19 protein-coding genes are annotated in these 22,293 nt (G+C 51.4%); 3 read left to right on the top strand and 16 right to left on the bottom strand.

Features of this window, described 5'->3' with window-relative positions; genetic code table 11:
- Nucleotides 1–242 precede the first annotated feature (242 nt).
- The 10 genes from cofC to HS100_17815 all read right to left on the bottom strand — a co-directional run bounded on the left by cofC (nucleotide 243) and on the right by HS100_17815 (nucleotide 10,533).
- Nucleotides 243–851 (bottom strand): 2-phospho-L-lactate guanylyltransferase, encoded by a 609-nt coding sequence (gene cofC, locus HS100_17860; protein ID MBE7435787.1) that lies wholly within the window; start codon nucleotides 849–851, stop codon nucleotides 243–245.
- A 2-nt stretch (nucleotides 852–853) separates the two neighbouring features.
- Nucleotides 854–1,768 carry a 2-phospho-L-lactate transferase gene (locus tag HS100_17855; GenBank protein ID MBE7435786.1) on the bottom strand — a complete coding sequence of 305 codons (915 nt, stop codon included), beginning with the start codon at nucleotides 1,766–1,768 and terminating at the stop codon, nucleotides 854–856.
- Complete coding sequence (locus tag HS100_17850; GenBank protein ID MBE7435785.1) at nucleotides 1,765–2,400, bottom strand: nitroreductase family protein; 636 nt, start codon at nucleotides 2,398–2,400, stop codon at nucleotides 1,765–1,767. The genes HS100_17855 and HS100_17850 overlap by 4 nt, the downstream gene beginning before the upstream one ends.
- Nucleotides 2,384–2,776, bottom strand: a complete 393-nt coding sequence (locus HS100_17845) for a TIGR03618 family F420-dependent PPOX class oxidoreductase (protein ID MBE7435784.1) — start codon at nucleotides 2,774–2,776, stop codon at nucleotides 2,384–2,386. The genes HS100_17850 and HS100_17845 overlap by 17 nt, the downstream gene beginning before the upstream one ends.
- Before the next feature lie 121 nt (nucleotides 2,777–2,897).
- Nucleotides 2,898–3,668, bottom strand: a complete 771-nt coding sequence (gene cofE / locus HS100_17840) for a coenzyme F420-0:L-glutamate ligase (protein ID MBE7435783.1) — start codon at nucleotides 3,666–3,668, stop codon at nucleotides 2,898–2,900.
- Between the two features lies 1 nt (nucleotide 3,669).
- Nucleotides 3,670–4,365, bottom strand: a complete 696-nt coding sequence (gene npdG / locus HS100_17835) for an NADPH-dependent F420 reductase (GenBank protein MBE7435782.1) — start codon at nucleotides 4,363–4,365, stop codon at nucleotides 3,670–3,672.
- 15 nt (nucleotides 4,366–4,380) lie between these two features.
- Nucleotides 4,381–5,733, bottom strand: coding sequence for a putative aminohydrolase SsnA (gene ssnA, locus HS100_17830; protein MBE7435781.1), 1,353 nt, complete (start codon nucleotides 5,731–5,733; stop codon nucleotides 4,381–4,383).
- Between the two features lies 1 nt (nucleotide 5,734).
- Nucleotides 5,735–8,269: a HEAT repeat domain-containing protein gene (locus HS100_17825; GenBank protein ID MBE7435780.1), complete on the bottom strand. Its 2,535-nt coding sequence runs from the start codon at nucleotides 8,267–8,269 to the stop codon at nucleotides 5,735–5,737.
- A gap of 9 nt (nucleotides 8,270–8,278) precedes the next feature.
- Nucleotides 8,279–8,980 (bottom strand): hypothetical protein, encoded by a 702-nt coding sequence (locus tag HS100_17820; GenBank protein MBE7435779.1) that lies wholly within the window; start codon nucleotides 8,978–8,980, stop codon nucleotides 8,279–8,281.
- A gap of 62 nt (nucleotides 8,981–9,042) precedes the next feature.
- Nucleotides 9,043–10,533, bottom strand: coding sequence for a serine hydrolase (locus tag HS100_17815; protein MBE7435778.1), 1,491 nt, complete (start codon nucleotides 10,531–10,533; stop codon nucleotides 9,043–9,045).
- Nucleotides 10,534–10,654: 121 nt separating this feature from the next.
- On the opposite strand from HS100_17815, the gene HS100_17810 reads away from it, so the two are divergent.
- The 3 genes from HS100_17810 (at nucleotide 10,655) to HS100_17800 (ending at nucleotide 13,320) form a co-directional block, all read left to right on the top strand.
- A complete protein-coding gene (locus HS100_17810) occupies nucleotides 10,655–11,614 on the top strand; it encodes a proline dehydrogenase family protein (GenBank protein MBE7435777.1) in 960 nt (319 codons plus the stop codon).
- Nucleotides 11,615–11,753: 139 nt separating this feature from the next.
- Complete coding sequence (locus tag HS100_17805; protein MBE7435776.1) at nucleotides 11,754–11,957, top strand: hypothetical protein; 204 nt, start codon at nucleotides 11,754–11,756, stop codon at nucleotides 11,955–11,957.
- Nucleotides 11,935–13,320, top strand: coding sequence for a class I SAM-dependent methyltransferase (locus tag HS100_17800; protein ID MBE7435775.1), 1,386 nt, complete (start codon nucleotides 11,935–11,937; stop codon nucleotides 13,318–13,320). The genes HS100_17805 and HS100_17800 overlap by 23 nt, the downstream gene beginning before the upstream one ends.
- A 75-nt stretch (nucleotides 13,321–13,395) precedes the next feature.
- On the opposite strand, the gene HS100_17795 is transcribed toward HS100_17800, so the two are convergent.
- The 6 genes from HS100_17795 to mutS form a co-directional block, all read right to left on the bottom strand.
- Nucleotides 13,396–14,316 carry a hypothetical protein gene (locus HS100_17795; protein ID MBE7435774.1) on the bottom strand — a complete coding sequence of 307 codons (921 nt, stop codon included), beginning with the start codon at nucleotides 14,314–14,316 and terminating at the stop codon, nucleotides 13,396–13,398.
- 23 nt (nucleotides 14,317–14,339) lie between these two features.
- On the bottom strand, nucleotides 14,340–16,451 hold the full coding sequence (locus tag HS100_17790; protein MBE7435773.1) for a hypothetical protein: 2,112 nt from the start codon (nucleotides 16,449–16,451) through the stop codon (nucleotides 14,340–14,342).
- A gap of 39 nt (nucleotides 16,452–16,490) precedes the next feature.
- On the bottom strand, nucleotides 16,491–17,600 hold the full coding sequence (locus tag HS100_17785; protein ID MBE7435772.1) for a glycosyltransferase family 4 protein: 1,110 nt from the start codon (nucleotides 17,598–17,600) through the stop codon (nucleotides 16,491–16,493).
- Between the two features lie 18 nt (nucleotides 17,601–17,618).
- On the bottom strand, nucleotides 17,619–18,332 hold the full coding sequence (locus HS100_17780; GenBank protein ID MBE7435771.1) for a class I SAM-dependent methyltransferase: 714 nt from the start codon (nucleotides 18,330–18,332) through the stop codon (nucleotides 17,619–17,621).
- A gap of 125 nt (nucleotides 18,333–18,457) precedes the next feature.
- Complete coding sequence (locus HS100_17775) at nucleotides 18,458–19,615, bottom strand: glycosyltransferase family 2 protein (protein ID MBE7435770.1); 1,158 nt, start codon at nucleotides 19,613–19,615, stop codon at nucleotides 18,458–18,460.
- Nucleotides 19,612–22,242 (bottom strand): DNA mismatch repair protein MutS, encoded by a 2,631-nt coding sequence (mutS, locus tag HS100_17770; GenBank protein MBE7435769.1) that lies wholly within the window; start codon nucleotides 22,240–22,242, stop codon nucleotides 19,612–19,614. The genes HS100_17775 and mutS overlap by 4 nt, the downstream gene beginning before the upstream one ends.
- Between the last annotated feature and the right edge of the window lie 51 nt (nucleotides 22,243–22,293).

Raw genomic sequence — 22,293 nt, 5'->3', positions numbered from 1 at the left:
ATTTCATTATAGCACCCCCGTTTTCGTATTAACCATGACAAAAGAACCTTTCAGGTGGAGCAATCTGTCACCAAATCTTGAGTCCCCATTACCAGTCGCTGAGATGCACAGACACTCAATTTCATTAATCCCTGAGACACCAGCCCTATGGCGTTCCTGCCTTATTCTTCTAATGGGATTCTCGTTTTACAGAGAAATTGATTTGCCCGATGAATCTGTCAAATGATTCACGTATTGAATGTCTATACTTTTTGCGCTTCCAATTTCCGGATGAGTTCCAAATCCTCCGGATCATCGAGATCGAGCCCAAGGGAAGGTAATTCCACCACTTCGAGTCTTGCTCCCGATTGGATCGCGCGTTCGCAGTGCCGCTGGAAGGAACCTTCTCCGAATTCGTATTCGATCTGCCCGGCGGGCACCATCAACAATGCATTCGTCCCGCGGTGATGCCTGTCCGGCGCGATGACCACCACGGGCGGCTTTGCTGCGCGGTCGATCAAGGCCAGAACATCATCTGCGGTAAGCAGGGGCAGGTCGACCGGCAGTACCAAAACTCCCTGCGTTGCATGGACTTGTGCCACGACGGAGGCGCGTGTAAGCGCGGTATTCAAATGCGGCTGTCCGTCTTCCTGCACGGTCTTCGCGCCGTGATTGCGGGCGATGGTCAGCGCATGAGTATCCCGGCTGACCACAAGGACTTCATCCAATTCTTTTAATTCCGAAAGAATGCGAAGCGTGCGCTCCAGCAGTTCCTGGTTCAACGCCGCGCGTTCCTCTTCCGTCAGGGCTCCGGCGAGGCGGGACTTGCCGCGCCTAAGGGGTTTAACAGGCAGGATCGCCCAAAGTGACATGGTTATAGACTCCCGATAAAGTGTAGCACATCCTTCGCCAGCCGCACACGGTCTTCAGCGGTTTTCATGAGCGTATCTGTGACGAGTGTTTTCATTATTATATTTTTGATCCCGGCATCCAACTCCCGGTCCATATTATCTAACACAAAGCCCGAAGCGATGTTGCGATAATGGCTTGCGACAGCCAGCGCCGAAGGTTCGATTCCCATTTCAGCGTACATTTTGGCGGCGGGTCCTTTTACCGCGGTCCCGCCGATGATGGGGGAGATGGCGACGACTGGTTTATTTATTTCCTTGACGACCTTGAGGATCGGATCGATGCTCACCCAGGGATTCGACGGGCAGATAATGACCGCGTCCGCCGAATCGAGCGCTTCTTTCGCGCCCGATGAGGGGCCCGCTCCGTAGACTCCGTCAAACCTGAAACCTTTGACCCTGGGTTCGCACCGTCTGTGGACAAAGTACTCCTGAAAAGCCAATTCGCCCTCATCGGTATTAACCATCGTCCGCACTGGCGAGTCTGACATCGGTAGAACTTTGAGTTTTATACCCCATGCGGCGCAAAAATCTTCCGTGATTTGCGAAAGAGATTCGCCTTCTTTTAGTTTGCGTGAACGCTCGAGGTGGGTCGCCATGTCCTTATCGCCCAGGCGAAACCAGGATGCTCCGCCTAGTTTTTCGAGATTCTCCATGAAATTCCAGGTTTCACCGGCGCGCCCCCATCCTGTTTCTGGGTTTGCCAGCCCTGCCAGCGTATAACAAACCGTGTCGAGATCCGGGCAGATATACAAACCCAGGTGTTCGAAATCGTCGCCGGTGTTGACGATTATGGTTAATTCCTCCGCTTTAAGGGATTGCGCCAGCCCGTGCGCGAGTTTCGCGCCGCCGACTCCGCCTGCAAGTGCGACGATATTCATGGTATTTTCGCTTCGATGTCAGTTATGAATTTGGTAATTTCATCCAATGGCTTTCTATCTCGCGCTGCCGGGATTTCAAGCGGATAGCCCAGCAGGATCATCGCTTGAGGTTCCCAGGCTAAGGAAATATTCAAAGCCTCTTGGACCGTTTTCTGCGCAAACATCGGACTGCACACCCAGACCCCGCCAAGCCCCTCTGCATGAGCCGCAAGGAGCAGCTGCATCCCTGCATTCGCCGCAGATTGCGTTGCGATGATGTATTCGGCTTTCCTGCGGTTGGAATCGGGGTAGACATCCATTTCGGTCATGTCCACGCAAAGCAGGATGACAACTGGGGCGTTTGTCATCCTTTCACGGGAACGATCGAGTCGTTTTTTTATTGTTTCGCTGGAAAGACCGTCTTTTTCGAGGTCTCGTGCGAATTCCGCTTCCATGGCGCGGGCGAGGCTGGTTTTCATCCTCTGATCGGTCAAAACGACGAAGCGCCAGGGTTGGCGGTTGTGGGCGGAGGGAGCGAAGGTTGCAGCGTGGAGAATCTCGCGGATGACCGAATCGGGTACCGGGTCCGGTTTGAAGCGGCGGACGGAGCGGCGGGTCCGCAAAAAAGTGAGCAGGTCAATCGTGTTCGTCAAAGGAAACCGGTTCGATCTTGAATATGATCCGCTTCTGTCCTTCGCGGTATTTCCAGGGCTTGTTGTGGTAACGCATCGAGAGCTTGTGGATGTGTTCGTCGGCGCCTTCGCGTGTGAAGGATACGACCCTGCCGCGAATCCCAAGATACCGATAGGGATCGTTCGGGTCCTGGATCGCCATGGCGACATCGGGCTGGTTTTTCATGTTGCGGTCTTTTACGCGCCCTTCATTTGTGTTGATAAGGATGTGTTCGCCATCGTGGTCGAACCAGACCGGGGTGACTTGTGGAATACCTTCCGAGTTGACGGTGGCGAGAAATAATATGGCTTTGGACTTTGGGTCGAAAAGATCGAGGAATTTTTCGGGGAAAGGCATGAGACTCCGTTGATGCGTTGATGCTTTTTTCTTATATCAATCCCGAATTAGATTTGCGTTAGCAATACCATACGATTTGCCTATGATTGCGGGGATGTGCCGGCAGCCCGTCTAGCTTTATTCAACGGAACATATCCATTTTTTTGGGACGGATGAGTTCCTTGAGTGAGCCGTCACCAAGGGGATAGGGAAAGCCCCGCGCATGAATGACGGGTGTGCCTTCGGCGGCTTGACCCATCACGAGGGAAGCGGCGGCGGCGAGTTCATCCGCCACCCCGACGACGGTGGCTTTGAGGGTGTACCCAAAAAGGTCCTTCCAGCCTCTTTCGTCCACAAGGGCGGGGATTCCGCTCAAACCGATGCAAATCCCGACTGTCCCGTTGCGCCATGCACGCCCGTGCGAGTCGATGATCATTACGCCGACATCCTTATTCGCTAATTGTTTGATCTCGTACCTTAATTTCTGTGCGGATGCATCCGGGTCCTGCGGCAGGAGCAGGACGTATTCCTCATCGACATTCCCTTCGCCTTTTACATTGGAATGGTCGATTCCCGCGTTTGCGCACACAAACCCAAGGCGATGTTCGACAACGATGACATCCTTGCGCACCCGCATCACTTCTTTGCTTTCCCTCAGGATCAATTCGATGAGGCGCGGATCCTTTTCAACCTGCGGCACGAGTTCCATTGCGCGGGAAGAAGGGGTGATGTCTGCAAGGTTGACCATCCGCCCCTCGGATTTGCTGATGATCTTCTGGGCAACGACAAAAATATCATTATTTCTTAATTCCAGATCCGTATCTGGCAGGGCATTAACAAGAATATCCGCCAGGTTGTCGCCTTGGCGGATGAGCGGGATATTCTTCAGGGGGGTGAGAACGAGTTGCGACACTTTATTTTTTATTCTGTTCGGATGATTCGCTCTCTTTGTTTATTCCGCTGACGCGAATCCCGCCTACCTTGGATTTATAGCGTTTGTTCATGGCGATGATGAGCGCGGTGAGCCCTTCGACAATAATGCCGTTATCCAGCCCTCCCGCTTCGTACGCCTGCATCCCCGCCGCCTCGGCAAGTTTCACCACTTGTGCGCGCGCATCAGGGTCATCGCCGCAGACCATGACGTCGCTCGCCAGTTCTGAATCCAGTTTTTTCAGGGCATGGGCGGGCACATTTTGGAAAGCAGCCACGACGCGCACTTCGGAACCGAGCAGGTCTTGCGCCTCACGCGCAGCTGAACGCCCCGCGGGCGGTTTGGGGTCTTTTGCGTCCACCCGGGCTGTGGCATCCACCAGGATTTTTCCCGCGAGCACGTCTTTCACTTTTTCAAGTGTATGGATTTGCGCCTCAGGCGGGACGGTAAGAACGACAATGTCCGCCGCGCGGCAGGCGGACTCATTATCCATTCCCTGGGTGTTCAGCATCCCTAATTGTTGGTTGATCTCATAAGCAGACTGGTCGGCGCGTTCGGCGGATCGGGAACCGATGATGACGAAATATCCGGCGCGCGCCCAACGCAACGCCAACCCTGAACCTTCCTTTCCGGTTCCGCCGAGGATGGCAATTTTTAATAGCAACTGGGTTTCTTCCATAACGATCTCCGATTGTCAGGATACTCTGGCTACTTCTTCTTCGTATTTCTTCCAAATGCGCGGGGCGATCTCCCTTGCGCGAGCGGCGATCTCTGCCTCATCAAGGGTGATGAGTTCGCGGTCTTTCATCAGGAACTTTCCATCGACCATGGTGGATGTCACCATGCTTTGCTGGAAACCGAAGATGATATGCCAGGGGAGGTTTCCGTCTGTGAGCGGTGTAAAAGGGTGGTAGTCCACGAAGATTAGGTCGGCAGCTGCGCCGGGTTTGATCTGCCCGATCGGCGCGTCTGGAAAGAAGACTTGAGCGAGAGCTGCGTTGTTATACGCTGCCATTTGCTGGACGTCGAATCCGCCCATGCGGCGCGGGTCGCGGTGTTCGATTTTATGGAGAAGGTACGCCGCTTTCCAGTCGTCCCATATGGAATTCGAGAAACCGTCGTTCCCGAGGCATACCTTAATTCCAAGCCTGAGCATGGATTCGATCTGCGCCGTTCCCACGCCGTTGTTCATGTTCGATCGTGGTTGGTGGGATAGCCAGGTCCCGGTTTCTTTCAGAATCTCCATTTCACGCGCATCGAAATGAACGCCGTGAGCGGCGATGGTGTTCGGTCCAAGGATGCCGTGTTTTTGCAGGCGGTCGATCACGCGCATGCCTGATTTTTGCAGGCTGTCGTATTCGTCCGATTCGTGCTCGGCAGTGTGGATGTGAAAACCGGTTCCTTCCGGTATGGAGGAGGCGCAGGCTTGCAAGGTCGTACCGGAAAGCGTCAGACTGGCATGGAGCCCGAAAGCGGCAGACAACCTCGGGTGCGGGTTCGAGGCGAGGCGCTTTATGAATCGCACATTCTCTTCGATCCCGGCATTTGCTTTTTCATTTCCGTCGCGGTCTGTCACTTCATAACAAAGCACGCTGCGTAAACCGCTTTTGTCCACAGCGTCTGCAATGACATCCAACGAACCGTCGATGAAATTGGGGGAGGCGTGATGGTCGATCAGCGTCGTCGACCCGTGCTTGATCGCGTCCACTAGGCAGACCAGGGCAGAATACCGGACTCCCTCTGCATCGAGGGAACGGTCGAGCGGCCACCATAATTTTCTCAGGATATCGGGAAAGTCCCTCGGCGCGGGACCGGGAATCGCCATGCCGCGGGCGAATGCGCCGTAGTAATGTGTATGGGCGCAAATACCCCCGGGCATCACATATTGATCCTTCGCGTCGAATTGCTTTACCTTGGGGTGTTTGGTCGCGAGCGAGCGTGTAGTGCCGACCTCTTTGATCCGCCCGCCTTCGATCAATATGGCATGATTGGCAAACACACGGTTGGGAGATTCCCAGGTGATGAGATTCGCATTTGTGATCAACATATCAACCTAATCCATAATCGGAGGGAATTGGGAGTTTAATCCCCGCAGACTCCAACTCCCAGAGGACTTTGAATGTGTATTCTCTCAACTCGGGGTCGTCAGTGTACATGGCTTCATAGAGCTGCTTCAAAACATTCTCCTGAGGAGTGAACTTGAGGAATTGCAACGATGCGAGACGCACATCCGGATTTTCATCCTTCAATGCCACCAAAAGTATTTCTGTGGCAGGAACACCGGGTGAAACGCCGACCCCTTTTTTCGCTGCAAATTCCACCAGCCACGGTGTGTCGGAAGGCGGCTTGAGTTTTACAGGCGAATAAGAATCGCCTTTCAACCGCATATCGAGAACTTCGGTGGCGGCATTACGGACCACCCATTGGTCGTCGTCGATTTGGACCTTCTTCAGTAGCTCGGTTGCCCAGTCTTCCTTGACACGGCCGAGGCCGTACACTACTGCGCGCCTCAGAAGAATATCGTTGAGAGTGACGCCGTCTTTCAACATCTCGTGGCCTTCAGACGGCTCGTTGGCAAGCGCCTCACCTGCCGCACGGCGGACGTCTTCTTCTCCATTGAGAAGGGCTTGCGCCACGATCTCCAGAGCTTCGTTGGTTCCAAGGGCGACAAGCGCCATGCATGCCGCGCGTTTTACTGAAACACTCGGAGCCTGCAATGCGCCTTGCAAAATTTTTACGGCTTTGCCATCCCGAACTGCGCCGAGCCCAAGAACGGCAAGATGCACGAGTTCGAATGAAGTGGATGTTGCGAATTGCCTGAACAAAGCTGCGGCACTGGGGTCGTTGCTGTAGACGAACGCAGCCATGGCCTGTCCTCGCAACCCAAGAGGGATTCCATCGGTTTGCAGGATGGAGGCAAGCATTCCAAACATCTTTCCACGCCAGGGTGCGTTGCGGGGCGCATCCCTCAACCAGCGCGCGGCTTCGAACAGCGGCCGGTGCATGGGCAGGCGGGAGAATCCCAACAGGTATTGTACAAACCGGCTGGCGTCGCCGTGCGCTGCGAGATATCTCATGGCCATGAATTTTCCCGGCCAATCCTTCTGGTTGATCAGGGTATCATCTGCGGCATAAGTGGTCAGGGCATGTCCGGCAAGATACCCTGCAAAAACCAGGTGAACGAATCTCATTCGATTGTTTGGGTGGGATACCAGTAAGCCGCTGCCGGACATTCTTGACAACAACCCGGATGTCGGTGTCGTTATTCTCTCGACCTTCGTGCGCGATACGGTATTTGGATTCACCCCTTGCGCCTCATCTTCCGGACTTTGGGCTGGTGCGCTTTCAGGGACCTCTTCCACCACTTCGAATGACTTCACCCACACCCGCGCCTTGCGCGAATCGAACACCGGATTCGCGCTAAGGATCGATTGCATTGCGAGAGTTTCCAGGGCGGCGATCGGTGTATTTGCGGGGGCGATGCGGCGAATATGCGTGGCGATGGCTTCGAGCACATGCGGCCCAAGACTGTCACCGGCATAAGCGCCCCAGACCTTCAAGGTCAACTCGAGGGGAGAAAGGTTGATGGATTCAGAACCCAACCAGGAGTTGACGAGAAGCGGATCCACTTGTTCCGGTCCCGTTTGCGCCCAGGCTTCGAGTGCGACGGTTCGCATCCACAACTCACCCCACTGGGCGATGAAATTTTGATTCGATTTCTCGTTCCAGGCGCACAAGGCCAGGGGCACGAACTCGAGCATGATCAGTCCGTCCAAATGTTCGGGAGCGCCCGTTGTTACGATGCGGAGGTTCGGGTTTTCCTTGAGGAGAGCCTTGAAGAATTCGGAAACGAGGTTCTGTTCGTCAGAAGTGATTTCGTCGAATCCGTCTACAAGAAGAATGGCATTTCCGCTTTTGAACGTGTTTTGGACGAAGGCGGGAATTTTCCCCGCATCGAACACCGGGGCATTTTCAGAGACCGCTTCGATGATTGGTTCGAGAATTTTTTTGGGATCCTTCGGCGGGAGGGTCAAGTCTGCGACGTGAAAGTGGAAGGGGACCTTGTCCTGCAGATGTCCCAATTTTTCGCTTCGATTAGCGGCGAGGCTCGCCAGGTATGCCAAGGCGACGGTCTTTCCCATTCCGGGTTGGCCGATGATCGCGAGGTTTGCGCCGCCTGCTAGCGCTTGCGGGAGTGTCAGTGTATGAGGTTGATAGGCAGCGGCAATTTCAGGCCAGGCCGGCAGATAGGGGAGGGTTTGCGTAACGACATCTTCGAAGCGGGAGGCTCCACCGCGTTCAACAGGCGCCGGCGGGGTAAGGACAGCGGGCTCCTGGAGGATTTCGTCCAACGGGAAGAGTTGGGCGGCAAGGTGCAATCCCTGCGCGCGTCGCAAAGTGACCCTGCGGTGATTTTCCTCGACCGAGCTCGTCTTGCGTGATTTTGCAATTTCACGTTGTTCCTTCAGATTTTGGCGCAGTTCGAGGATCAGCGGTCGCGACCGGCTGATGACAAACCACAGGACGGTTGCGGTCAGGAAACCGGTCAGGAAGGAGATGGGGTCGATGATATCGAAAATCATTTCTCTGGTTTATCTTGCGAACAGAATGCGACCGCAGGACGGACAGTGTGCCAGTTGCTTTTGCGAACGTGCAGTCTGCTGAAGCGCTGCATTGATTGTCGTACCGCAGGCGGCGCAGGCTCCATCATCCACTTCAGCCACAGCCACGCCGCGTTTTTGTTTGCGGAGGTCTTCGTACACGGTCAGAAGCGGACTTTCGATCGGGGCGAGCGCTGCCTCGCGCTCCTGGCCAAGGCTTTCCATCTGCCTAATCAGGTCGGTCTGTTCCTCGATCAGCTTTTTGTGATCGTTCCCCAGCCTTGCCTGGACAAGATCAAGGTCATTCTTTGCCTTTTCCAAATTCGTGGTTGCCGTTTCGGATAAAAGCATCGATTCCAATTGTCGTTCTTCAAGGGTCGCCAGATGTTTTTTTAGAGAGGCAACATCCTTTTGAAGGTCCTGAAGTTCCTTGGGGTTTTTGATGGAGCCGCTGTAAAGACTTGCTTCGGCCTGTTCGATCTTTATCCTCAAGTTATCTACATCGAGTTCAGCGTTTTTGAGCCCATGCTGGGCTTGCAGATAATCGCCGTTGGCATTTTCGTAAAGTTGCCGGGCTGATTTCATCTCCGCATCATCGTCGAGGGTCTTTTGGATATTATCAAGCCGCGTGCGGACGCGATCGATATGCTTGTCCACCTCTCCAAGTCGGTAAAGTCCCAGTGCGGCGCTCATGGTTGAATTATATACGAAGTGGGAAAAACCCGCCCGTTTTCAAGTGAAATCGGGCGGGTTGGTCATGGGCTTGCAATATTGAAATAATTATAGACAGCCTGCGTCAGGTTAACCACAAGGGGATTGGTGATGTCCCAGATGTTTTGAACGGGATGATAAGTATAAATGGAGAGGACGAAATTTCCACCGGGGGAATAGACAATGCCGACATCGCTGATGTCGTGCATGACGCCATCCCTCGAAAGCACGAAGCCATGCTTGTGAGGGACCAGGGTCCCATCGGGCACGCCGCCTTGAATCAATGCTCCAAATTTATCGAGAGCGAGGAAATCAATAATGGCTTGACAGGTGGACGGCGTGATTCGATTTGGAAATGCCGCAATAAGCGCGCCGCCTCCCGTTTGAACGCACTGGTAGATATCCGCGACCAGGATGCCCATTTCAGATGGCGTGGTCTGAGAGTAGGGATCGGGGTCGGTAAAGACATCCGTGCGGGAGTTGCCTGGGGTTATCCGCCCAGGCAGGAGATTTGGCGCCCCTAGAAAGAACATGCCGCTGATGTACGTGCTGGTCAGCCCAATGGCTTCCATATTTTGTGTCACGATGACGGGACCATTGTTCGGGTCGATGCGCTCGAGGATCAAGTCAGTTGCGGAATTGTCGGAAATTTGAAAGACGCGGGTGATGACGTCGATGGTTTGCGCGTCAAGTTCGGTGCCGCGGTTGATCAGATACGAGGTCAGGATGGGGAGTTTAATGGTGCTCGAGGCAGTGAAGGCAATATCCGGTTCGACGGAAATTTCCTGTTTGTTATTGATTGCAAAATGAATCTCCTGCCCGTTTTGCAGGTCCATCAAGTAAAAACCGATCAACCCGTCGAAATCGGATGTGGTCACGATCTGTTTTAGCAGGATTTCGAGGTTGTCGAAAGTGGGTCGGGTCGAGGTCGTTTGATTGTAGGTGAGGGCGACGGAACGATTTGCCGGGGACCGCAAAGCATTTGTGATGATGAGGACAGCCCGGTCAAGGTCGAGAGTCTGCCCGGGAGCGCCGGGAAGGAACGAGGTCCCGCCTGGAACTGGCTGGGCGGGGGAGGGTGGTTTGTCGTATCGCGAGGCGATCTCGTTCTGCAGAAATTCGCGCAGGCGTTCCTCCGAGACTGAAGCGCTCAGCGGAATTTGAGTTGGAAGTGTCTCGCGATTCCAAAGGTAATCCCAAAAACCGCCCCAGAAGGAACCTCCTGTGCGGGTAAGGTCTGCTGCGGCGAGCATGGTATCGATATCTATGCTGAATCCGACTGCCCCGGGATCGATGTGGAAAACAGCTTCGTCGTATCTGACTTCAATGGGGGATGTATATACTTCCAGTAGTCGTTGGGAGGTTTCAGCCGGCGAGAGACCTCCGACTGGAACGCCTGCAATCGTCATCCCGTTGGGGTAGCCTGTCCGTTGCCGGCTGTAGGCGATCAGGGACACGACTGTGAGAACGAATGCCCCTATCAGGAAAAGTATGGACAATCCCCGCAGGATTGTGTTGGTATTGCGTTTTCTCACTCTTGGATCCTGCCTTTAAGGCTATGACTCATGACAAATATCACGGAAAAAGTATAACATACCGAAACTGGAGTGCTGTGCTAGAATATGCAAGCAGTCAAATCGAAAACCGAGGATGGATATGCTCCGTTCATTTTTCATCTATCTTTCCAAAGCGGCTTGGGCGCAGAGATTGATCACCGGCTGGAGCTTCGCATGGCGGACCGCATCCCGGTTTGTGGCGGGGACAAATCTTGCAGACGCTTTACGTGTGGTGCGTGAATTGAACGCAAAAGGTATCAATGCGACCCTCGACCATCTTGGCGAACATACAAGCACACCCGAAGAAGCCCAGCTAGCTGCGGAGGATATCTTTGCCACGTTGGATGCCATCGGTGCGGAACCCGGGTTGCGGAGCAATGTATCGATCAAGTTGACACAGATCGGCATGGGGTTGGACGAGAGCATCTGTGCGGAGAATTTGGAACGCACGCTTGCCCGCGCAAAAGCCGCAAAAACGTTCATCCGCGTGGATATGGAAGATACGCCCTACACTGATAAAACGATCAACCTTCATTATGGTATGCGCGAAAAGGGGTATGAAAATCACGGAATGGTGATCCAGGCATATTTGTTTCGTTCTGAAGCGGACACTCGTCGGCTGCTGCAGGATGGCGTTCGCATCCGGAACGTCAAGGGCGCCTACAACGAACCGCCTGACAAGGCTTTTCCCAAAAAAGCGGATGTCGACGCGAATTTCGATCTGATAACCAAGATCTTACTCGATGCGTCCCTTGCAAATCGTTCCACGGTGAGCGAGGATGGGCGCATCCCCCCGATCCCTGCCATCGCCACTCACGATGAAAAGAGAATTCTCTTCGCGAAGAATTATGCCGCCAAGATCGGTTTGCCTAAGACGGGAATGGAATTTCAGATGCTCTACGGAATTCGTCGCGACCTGCAAGACTCCCTTGCCCGGGATGGCTACCCTGTCCGCGTGTATGTGCCGTTTGGAACTCATTGGTATCCGTATTTCATGCGTCGCCTAGCCGAACGACCGGCAAACATTTGGTTCTTCATCTCCAATTTTTTTAAGGGGTAGATGACCTTACCGGCATAAATCGTTGGTTAATTAAAACTTTGTAAAGCCCGATTCTTGGGGGTGATTATTGACTGCATCCTCTCACTGCAATACAATTGCGGTCTCCATTTTGAATCCCGATTAACAGAAAGAAGTTCATATGATTTTCTCCTCCTTTCCCCTTTCCCCCAGCCTATATCTCGATCCCGGTTCCGGCAGTATCGTCCTGCAGATGATCATTGCAGCCATTTTGGGCGCTGGCGTTCTTGTCCGCTCGCAATGGGCGCGGATCAAACGCTGGTTTGGCGGCAAGCCCGCAGACGAAGACGACGCAGAGGACGGTGAGGACGACGGTGGGCGCTGAACGGATCGCCGCCTCGTTTCGTGACCCGAGCGGATTCCTGTTTACCCGCAACGGAGTCTTATACCGCCAGATAAACAAGACTTACGCACAGGATTATTCCCTGTTCATGGGATCGGGGCTTTATGAAAACCTTGTAAAAAACGGGCTTCTTGTTCCGCACGAAGAGGTCGACGAGAGTCCCGAGGAACCATCCAATTGCTATAAAGTGATCCGGCCGCAAAAAGTAGGTTTTATATCCTACCCTTATGAATGGTCTTTTTCACAATTGAAAGATGCCGCTCTTGCGACCCTGACTGTACAACGCCGGGCGATGAAACACGGCTTGTCCCTTAAAGATGCCAGCGCGTTTAACATTCAGTTTCACGAAGGAAAGGCGATATTGATCGATACCCTTTCTTTTAAAGCGTACAAAGAAGGCGAACCCTGGGTTGCGTACAGGCAGTTTTGCCAGCATTTCCTTGCGCCGCTTGCGCTGATGGCAAATGTGGATGTCCGCCTCTCCGAGCTGTTTCGAAATCATATCGATGGAATTCCTCTCGACCTTGCCAGCCGCCTGCTTCCGCTCCGTACCCGATTAAATTTTGGACTATTGACCCACATCCACCTGCATGCCGGGGCGCAGGCGCGGTATGCAGGCAGGGTAATCGCATCATCCAAAGCAGGAATGAACAGGCAGGCATTCATTGGTTTGCTGGACAGTTTGAAGAATACAGTTCAAGCCCTGGACTGGAAACCGGTCGGCACCGATTGGGCTGATTATTACACCTTTACCAATTACACCGAATCGGCATTCGAGGAGAAGAGACGAATTATAGATGGTTGGGTGGACCGTATCCAGCCTTCCTCGGTTTGGGATCTGGGAGCAAATACAGGCCTCTTTACCCGCATTGCCTCAGAAAAAGGGATTCCCTCCATTTCTTTCGATATTGACCCGGCAGCGGTCGAGAAAAATTATAGGCGGGTCAAGGCGGAGAAGGAAAAGAAAATCCTGCCGCTCGTCATGGATCTGACCAACCCCAGCCCGTCTCTGGGCTGGAACAACCATGAGCGCGATTCCCTGGCCGCACGCGGCCCAGCGGACATGGTGTTTGCTTTGGCGGTCATTCACCACCTTGCGATTTCAAACAATGTGCCCCTGCCTGAACTTGCTGATTTCTTTAGCGACCTGGGCAAATGGCTGGTGATCGAATTCGTTCCGAAGTCCGATTCGCAGACGCAAAAACTGCTTGCTTCGCGTCTTGATATTTTTGATCAATATGTTCTTGCTGAATTTGAACGCTATTTTGAAAAAAGGTTTCTTATCCGTGAAAAGGTGGCGATTACAGGATCAGAGAGATATTTGTACCTATTGGAACGCCGGTAGGGGCGCGTCTGGAACGTAGATGGCTCGCAATCCACATGTGATAGTGAGTCTTAGTCCCTCCATGAAAGGAATATGTCAAATTATTCGCTTTTTTGATAACTTTCTGGCCGGGTTGGATTCCATTGGGGTGAAAAAACGCGACGAAAACCCATGTCCTAACAAGATGCTTTTTATTAAGTGAATCGCTGCGAATGGGAGATAGTTTTTAATCCATATTGCCATCCTCATCTTGCTCTTTGCCTTTTGGGTAGTCGCGCCGGTTTGCTCCCCGATTTCACTTCCATTGCTCCACATAGCTACATAATCACTTTGCTGTGGTGTGGAATTGAAAATTTTCACGGCTGTTATTTTCTTTGCGAGTACAAGCAGGTAGACAGGCTGTGAATTGACCAATGTGACCCGGCTTTTGACATCTTCGGGGTTTTTGACCACATACCAGGTGGAACCGGGTCTATCTTCGAAGGCAATCAAATTGACCATTTCGAAGCCGTTTTTTGGCGTGAATATATTGAAATACAGTTCGGGACTGAATTGATAGAAACCATGCCCCATGAAATTATTTGCAGGAGTTATTCCCAAATAGTGCCCGCCAACTTGCAGCATTTCCATGCAATTCTTGATCGCGATGGGGAAGTTAAATACATGTTCGAGCGAGCCTCCGTCAAGCACTACGGAATAACGTCCCTTAAGTTCTGGAAGGATCTCCTCGTTCATATCGTGCAAATGGGTCGCGCCTTCATAAGAAGATACATCGAACGAGTGGACGTTCTCTGCGCCAATATGTTTTAGAAAAGCTTCAGCGTATCCCTCGTTCTCGGAAAAAATGGATTTTAACGGCCCGGCATCAATTGTGTAACCGTGGGACATGAGAAGTTTTTTTAATTCTAGGCGTGAGAGATCCAGGCGCTGTCTGCCGATCATTGCAGTATTCTCAAATTCGACGCCTGAGTTTTGGGCAAAAAGCAGGAAACGTATTCCATTAAGGTCAAGTCCCATGGTCAATCCTTTTTTTTAATCAATTATTGAGTTGAATTCAATATCCAAATCCCATTATCGTTTTTCTGGCAGGAAATTTCCGGTTGGAATGGCGGTGATTTCGCGTCCAGGCGATAGGACACATTCACTTGATCAGAAGAGATCGTAACGATATTAAGCCAGGAAGGCGCGACTCCGGGATCTGCGACAGCCCCAAAGCGCGAGTGATTAAGCGAAAAATTCCCTTCGAAGGCGACATAGCGATACCCTCTACGATATAACTCCACCCAAAACTCGGCAGAGTTTTGGGTGGCCAGGTTTTTCAAGTCAATATATTCGTGTGCCCGGGTCGAACAGTCAAAAAGATCGTTGCGAAAATAATAACGGTATGCATTCAGGGCAAAAACCCTATCCCCGGGCGCTGCTTGCTCATTGATCGGATCAAAGAAATCGCAGAATGCAATACCCGAACAATGCGCCTGTCCATTCGAGTCGATGGGCGAATAAGCCGCAATGGAGATGTAAGCTATCCGCAGGGCAATAAAGCTCATAAGGGATCCGATCATGACCTTTGAGATCGACAAAAAGAGCTTTGGTTGAGTTTCAAAGATATGATCCATGAGCTGTCCGAGGGGTAATAATAACAAAACCCAAATGAATAGCACATAACGAATCTCCACGATTGTGTAGAAGAATAAGATCCATGCCGCCAGGGTAATAATCGAAGTCAGCAATAATTGAAGGAATTCTTCATTAATATCCAGCCTGGAACGAACTTCTTTAAACATTACAAATGGAAGGAAGCCGATGAAAAGCGGAGTGACGGTTCCCAAACTTTGCGCCGAGTTTAGAAATGTTACCGTCAGTGGATAGAGTGCTCGTAGCATATTCAACAAGCCAGGGTCGAATTTCCACTCCCAGTTGCTTGATCGGAGATTATCTGCAAATTCGAGGGGGGCAAGGGGGGATCCCAGCCAGACCCAGTTTTGCCAAATGTGGAAAAAGCCAATGCCAAAAAATGTTGGGAATAACCAGATGACCTTGGCTGCAAATGTTTTCAGCTCTTCCAGTACCGGGCGTGCCTGCTCTGTTTTTGCCGGATAATGTGATTTTGCAAGAGCGATAAGGTAATAGATAGCCACAAATACGCTGACTATAAAAATGTTGTACAACCTCGAGATGATCGAAAAGCCTGCCAGTGCTCCGATAAGTAGAAACAGATTTCTCGATGGTGATTTCATGCTGATCGGCAGCCAGTAAATAGCGACCAAGATTGGCGCAGTACTGATTAATTCCACCTTGCCATCACCAAGAAGGTCTGTAAAGGCTGTCGTGGTAAGCATCAGGACTAGGAAATTGAGCCTCGCATTGGTCGGGAAACCGTTTCTCCTCGCAATTTCGCAACCTGTTATTAAGATCGCCAAACCGTTGACCCAGGATAGCATTCTTGCTGCTTGATCTCCAAACATTTGGATCAGTATCGTAAAGAGGATATCAAGATGAAGCGAACTGACGATCATATGGTTATCCGGAAAGAACGATGAAGCCTCCCATACGGATGCCATAAGTTTCGCCTGGGAAAAATAATCTGAAACCGCATCGTATCCCAATCTTGCTGATGTAAGCAAAAGGCTTAGCGTCATTATGACAGTTATTGCTCCAAGTATGCCTTTCTGCCCGGGCGTCCATTCGTTGTCGGTTAACCTGCGAGTTCGATCTGCAATAAAACGATACAACGGCTTGGTACAGATTATTCCGCTGAGCACAAATATGATACCTGTCAAGGTCGGGCTCAATGCGGTAACGCTGATGATTGAGAGAAAGAGCACCGAAAATAAGATCTCGCCTGCTACGAATGCGGTTACCCCTTTCGCAAGGCTTGATGTTTCAGGGATTTCGGCATACCTTAATATAACCAAGCCAACGCCCATGCAAAGCAGAGAGAATATTGTCACCCCTGCGAACGAAAAGAGGATGTCAAAAATGAAGCTTGCGAGCGGAATATACGGCGACTTGCTTACGAATGCTTCCCAATTGGTGAACGAAAGCTGATGTAAATAACTTGTACGGTTTGCATCCATGAAAATAAGAACAGCCGCGACAAGCCAGCAAACCAAAAAATTGATCAGGATCAATCGATTTCGTTTTATCTTCATGGGCTTATGCGCCTTCTCCATAAATTACCATTGGATGCCTTATTGAATGACGTCCGAAAACTGTTTCTCGTAAAGCCCTGCGATATTATCCCAGTCCCATTGTTTTGCGTATTCGATGGACTGGATGCTGATTTGTTTCAAACGATGCGGATTATCGACAAGCTCGTCCAGGGTTTTTAGAGATTCGGCTAAAGAAGAAATGTTCAGGCAGATGAGCGGGGCATCCGGGAGGGAGGCGGCTGTTTCTTCAGACACGGCGGCTGGAACGCCGCAGGACATCGATTCTTGCACCGTCAGCGGGAAACCCTCTCCATGAGAGGGCAGAACAAATAGATTTGCCGCGATATAAAATTCGCGGAGCATTTCTTGAGGTTGATGTGAAAAGATATATACGTTTTTCAACCCCCAATTTGCGACATTGATCTCCCCGCTGCCCAATATCATCCATTTGTAGTTTGGGCGTGCTTTTGCGATATCTCGAATGATGTGTAGTCCTTTTTTATGGGTGAACCGCCCAATAAACAGGAGCACCTTTTCGTTTGGGGAAATTCCCAATTTGATCCTTGTAGTCTGAACCTCTTCGGTGGTGGGCGGAAAGAATATTGTGTGATCCACTCCGTTTTGTATAATGACCGTTCTCTCAACTTTTACCTTTTCTTTGAACCAGAGTTCGACCTTTTCGTTTATGAAAGTAACCCTGTCTGCGTTTCGGAGGACCAGCCTTCCAATTGTCTGATAGGCGAAGTGCTGCAATAGATTCTTGTATGCCTCCTTGTAGCGGACCGGGCCTACATGCTGGGTGATGATGACGGGCTTGGAAAGATACCATGCTGCAATGAAGGCGATAATATTTGCCAGATAAAGACAGTCGTGGATATGAACGATTTCAGACCAATTGACCTGGTCGATGATCATTCGATATGACCTTAACGATGGGATGGGGTATGGAAAACCCAGGAAATTTTCAGTAAAGTTATTGGATTCCAATGGGATGTTATCAACCTCAGGTTCATTTTTATCCGGCACAGGATTGCAGGCGACCCAATGAACTTCATTATTTTTTCTCCAAAGCGTGACCAGATTCTTTGCGACGATCTCAATACCACCGGGATGGCTCGGAAAAAAGTTGCTGATTGTTAGGATCTTCATCGATGGATTTTAAGTCGTTTATACCTTTGCCAGGATGAAGATGACATCCCCTTTGTCGCTTCGATTGAGCATGAATACGAAGTACAGAAAATGTGAGATCGCCTTCTTGACCAGGTTGTATTTGCCGTAGGTGTATTTTTCAGAACTTGGGAAGAGGCTGATAATGTCGCGGAACAGCGGGGAATAGAGAGGGTATCCCCATTCGACCACTTGCAGGACCTCGAACCCGGCAGACTCGATCTTTTGCCTTAACTCGCCATATGCATAATTCCTAACATGTCCGATCGATGTTTCGTTCCGCCTCATACGTCCTTGAACGGTGGCGATCAATGCATATTTCTTCGTGCAGAGCTTCATGTTCTCCAATGCGGCATTGTCATTTTCAAGGTGCTCCACTACATCGGAGCAGAAAACCAGGTCGAATTTTTTATCGGGGATTTCCGTTTGTATATCAAGAACGGAAAAATCGATATCGAGATTGGTTTTGGCAGACTCCAACGCGGTGTTGGAAAGATCAAAGCCGAATAACTTCGCTTTTGGGAACTGTGTGCGTAAAAAGTACAGATTTGACCCTTCTCCACAACCGATATCTGCAATGGATTGGATCTCCTCTTTTGGCAAATGCTCAAACATTATTGAAAATATCCGCCTGTGATGACGGTGGACGGGACCATATTTCTGCATATCCCCCCAAACGCCTCTCCAAATGTCTTCATAGTTGAAGGTATTCATTTTGGATCCCTTTTGCTTTCATCTTTTGAGTATGCTATTAAGGCATGGAATTATTTATTGGCTTGCTATGCGTTATTATGCGGAACGGGGTTGTACTGGAGGTGGCATCGCATTAAAAGATGAAATTATTGCTTGTACACCTTCAGCCCAAGTATACTAAGTACAAAGCTGGTGAAGAGTATTTGGAAGCCGCTTGTAAACGCGAGCACCCCACCAAAAACGAGCCGTATGCTATTGTTGTACCCTATCTGGGCAAAGTTCGAGGAGAGCGCCAATGCCCGTGTTATAAGAATTAATCCTAATAGAATGATGACCGCGCCTGCGAAAATTCCTCGTTCTAGGTTTATGTATTTGAATAATGAGAAAAAGCGTGGTGTGCGTGGCAACAGACCCGTCTGAAAAGCGAAAATTCGGGTGATTGCGGCGAAAGAGAGTGAGTTTAGCCCAAGATATACCATTGCTCCCGCTGCAATGAAGGTGTGGAAGTCTATATAACGAAAACCTATATTGACAGGACCAAAGAAGAGTGCCACGCTCATTATCCCGCCAAGTGTGACCAGGAGCGAGCCCGGATACAGGAACAACCACGAGGGACTGTATAAGAATAAAAACCTCAAATGCCGCCACCCATCCTGGAAGCTGCGGAGATGAGGCGGGCGATCCCTTCCATCAGGCGAGAGTGTGGTGGGCACTTCGCAAACTTTCATGCCGAGGATGGAGGCTTTGATGACGATTTCGCTTGCCAGTTCCATGCCGGTGGTCTGTAAGTTCATTTTCATAATGGCGTCTTTCGTGAATCCTCGCAAACCGCAATGAAAATCGTTCGCCGGACTTTTGAAGAACAATTTCCCAATGAAGGATAGGATGGGATTCCCGATATAACGATGATGCCAGGGCATGGCGCCTTTCTTGATTCCCCCCTTGAAGCGGTTCCCCATGACGAGATCGTAGCCTTCGCGCAATTTCTCGATGAAAGGCATCAAATTCGTCAGGTCGTAACTTTCATCCGCGTCCGCCATCAGGATGTATTTTCCCCGTGATGCTTCAAATCCTCCGCGCAGGGCGCTGCCGTATCCCTTGTTTTCGATATGAACAACCCTTGCCCCGCTTCTCTGCGCAAGTTCCACAGACCGGTCCATGCTGCCGTTGTCTGCCACGATCACTTCGCCGGGAATGCCCTGAGACTTCAGGAAATGGATCGATTTTTCAACGCATGACCCCACGGTCCGCTCTTCGTTCAAACACGGTAATACAACACTGATTTCCAATGATTGGGAAGTCATTGATTTTGCCTGTTAGAAAATTGCTGTGTGAACTTTTTCTGCCACTCGAATAGTTTGTTCAACGCCTCGATGGGGGACAGGGCGTTCACGTCGATGTCTTTCAATTCATTCAGCAACGGGTTAGTCTCCGGGAAGAGCGCAGCTTGTTGCGCCGCGTTCGGGTCGACTTTCACGCCGCGCGCCGCCGATTTTTCCAATTCCATCATGATCTCGTTGGCGCGCCCAATGACAGGCGCGGGCAATCCGGCAAGTTGTGCTACATGGATCCCATAAGAGCGATCCGCTCCGCCGGGGATGATCTTGTGCAGGAAAACAACCCTGCCATCCGCTTCGCTGACAGCCACATTGTAGTTTCTCACGCCTGGCAAAAGTTCTGCGAGTTGTGTCAATTCGTGGTAGTGGGTCGCAAACAAGGTCTTAGCCCGTAGTTGCGGATGGTTGTGGATATATTCGATCATACCCCACGCAATGGATAAACCGTCATACGTCGAAGTGCCGCGTCCGATTTCATCCAAGATCAACAAGCTGCGCGGCGTGGCGTGATGCAAGATATTCGCCGCCTCGACCATCTCGACCATGAACGTGGACTGCCCGGCGTGGATTTCATCCTGAGCGCCGATACGGGTAAAAATGCGATCGACGAGACCGATTTTTGCCGAGGATGCCGGCACGAACGAACCCATTTGTGCCATCAGCACGATCAGGGCGGTTTGACGAAGATAGGTCGATTTGCCGCTCATGTTCGGTCCGGTGATGACGCGCACCACTTCGCCTTTTTCAAAGATGACATCATTCGGAATGTATCGTTCAGATTTCAATAATTGCTCGACGACCGGATGCCGGCCTTCATGAATCTCCAGATCGCTTCCTTCGTGGACCTCGGGCTTGGCGTAGCCGTTCAAAGCGGATACTTCGCCGAGAGCGGATAGAACATCCAGCGTGGCGATGGCGCGCGCCGTGGCGAGAACCTTATTTGCCGTCTTTGACAGATCGGCGCATACTTCCTTGAACAGGCGGGTTTCGATCTCTTTGATGCGTTCTTCCGCGTTCAGGACCAGCGTTTCGTACTCCTTCATCTCCGGGGTGATGAAACGCTCAGCATTTACCAGCGTCTGCTTGCGGATGTAATGTTCCGGGGCTTTCTCCGCCGCACCGCGCGAGATTTCGATGTAATACCCGAAGACCTTGTTGTATCCTACCTTGAGAGTCTTGATGCCTGTCTTTTCTCTTTCGACAGATTCAAGAGTGGCGATCCACTCTCGGGCATGCTTTGAGGCATCCATCACGCCGTCGAGTTCCGCCGAATATCCGGGGCGAATCACGCCGGTGTTTTGCAGCGTCGCGGGCGGATCGTCGTCCAAAGCGTTTTGAAGCAACGATAATTGCTCGCCTAACAAATCCACTTTGGGCAATTCGACTTCTTTCCTCTCTCCTCTTTCCCCTTGCGCTTCATCTACTTTCCACTTTCCACTACCATTCAATGTCTTGACAACATTAGGCAGGACTCCCAGCGTCCCCCTCATCGCGACCAGATCCCTCGGCTGCGCCTGCCCGGCAATGACCCGGTTTATCAGCCGTTCCAGATCGGCGATGGGTTTCAATGCCTCCCTCAGTTCCGCCCGCGCCATACCGTTCTGTACGAAATGTTCCACGCCATTTTGACGCTTGTTGATCCTTTCAACATTCAATAATGGCTGGCTGACCCACTGGTGGATCAAGCGTTTGCCCATCGGCGTGATGGCGGCATCGAGAATGCCGAGCAGGGAACCTTTTCTTTCTCCGCGAAGGGTTTCATCTAATTCCAAATTGCGGCGGGTGGATGCGTCAATCGTCATGAACTCGTTTAGGCTATAAGAGCGAAGGGAGTTCAATAAATTGAGCGCGTCGGGTTGGGTCTCTTTGAGATATTGAATGATCGCCCCCGCCGCGCGGACGGAGAGGCTGTTCGCTTTCAGTCCAAAGCCATCCAGTGTGGATGCATTGAATTGAGTCAAAAGCGTCTCGTGGCATTTTCCCGGTTCGAATTTCCAGGCGGGCACGGGGGTGGTGTGACCGATAATACCCTCGGGTAATTTTTGATTATCCGGGTGGAGGATTTCAGCCGGGTGCAGGCGGGTCAGCTCGGCGCGCAAAGCCTCGAGCGGAAGTTCGGTCACGGCGAACTCTCCGGTCGTGACATCGGTAAAGGAAACAGAAGCAGCTGTCCCTGAGGATGAGGCGCCAGAGTCCAAGATCACAGCAGCGAGATAGTTATTCGCATCACCCGGCAGGAGACCAGGTTCCGTCACTGTCCCCGGAGTCACAACCCGCACCACTTTGCGTTCGACCAACCCCTTTGCAGGCACTTCTCCGATCTGTTCACAGATTGCGACGTGATAGCCTTTTTCGATCAGGCGTGAGAGATAATTTTCGACGGCATGATACGGAATGCCCGCCAACGGGACGCGCACGCCGCCGCCGACGGGACGCGAGGTGAGGACGATATCTAGTTCGCGAGCGGTGATCTCGGCGTCTTCATCGAAGGTCTCGTAAAAATCTCCGAGGCGGAAGAAGACGATCGCATCTGGATGTTGTTTCTTCGTTTCGAGGTATTGCCTTCGGACAGGGGTGATGTCTTCGTTGGACATTGCCTGATTTTACTATGAGCGAAAGAGTTGGACTATAATTTGCGCGATCAC

Source organism: Anaerolineales bacterium, from assembly GCA_015075725.1.
In the GTDB taxonomy this organism is placed as follows: Bacteria; Chloroflexota; Anaerolineae; order Anaerolineales; family Villigracilaceae; genus Villigracilis.
The sequence above is the reverse complement of the archived record's forward strand: the minus strand, read 5'-3'. Positions and strand labels throughout refer to the sequence as shown.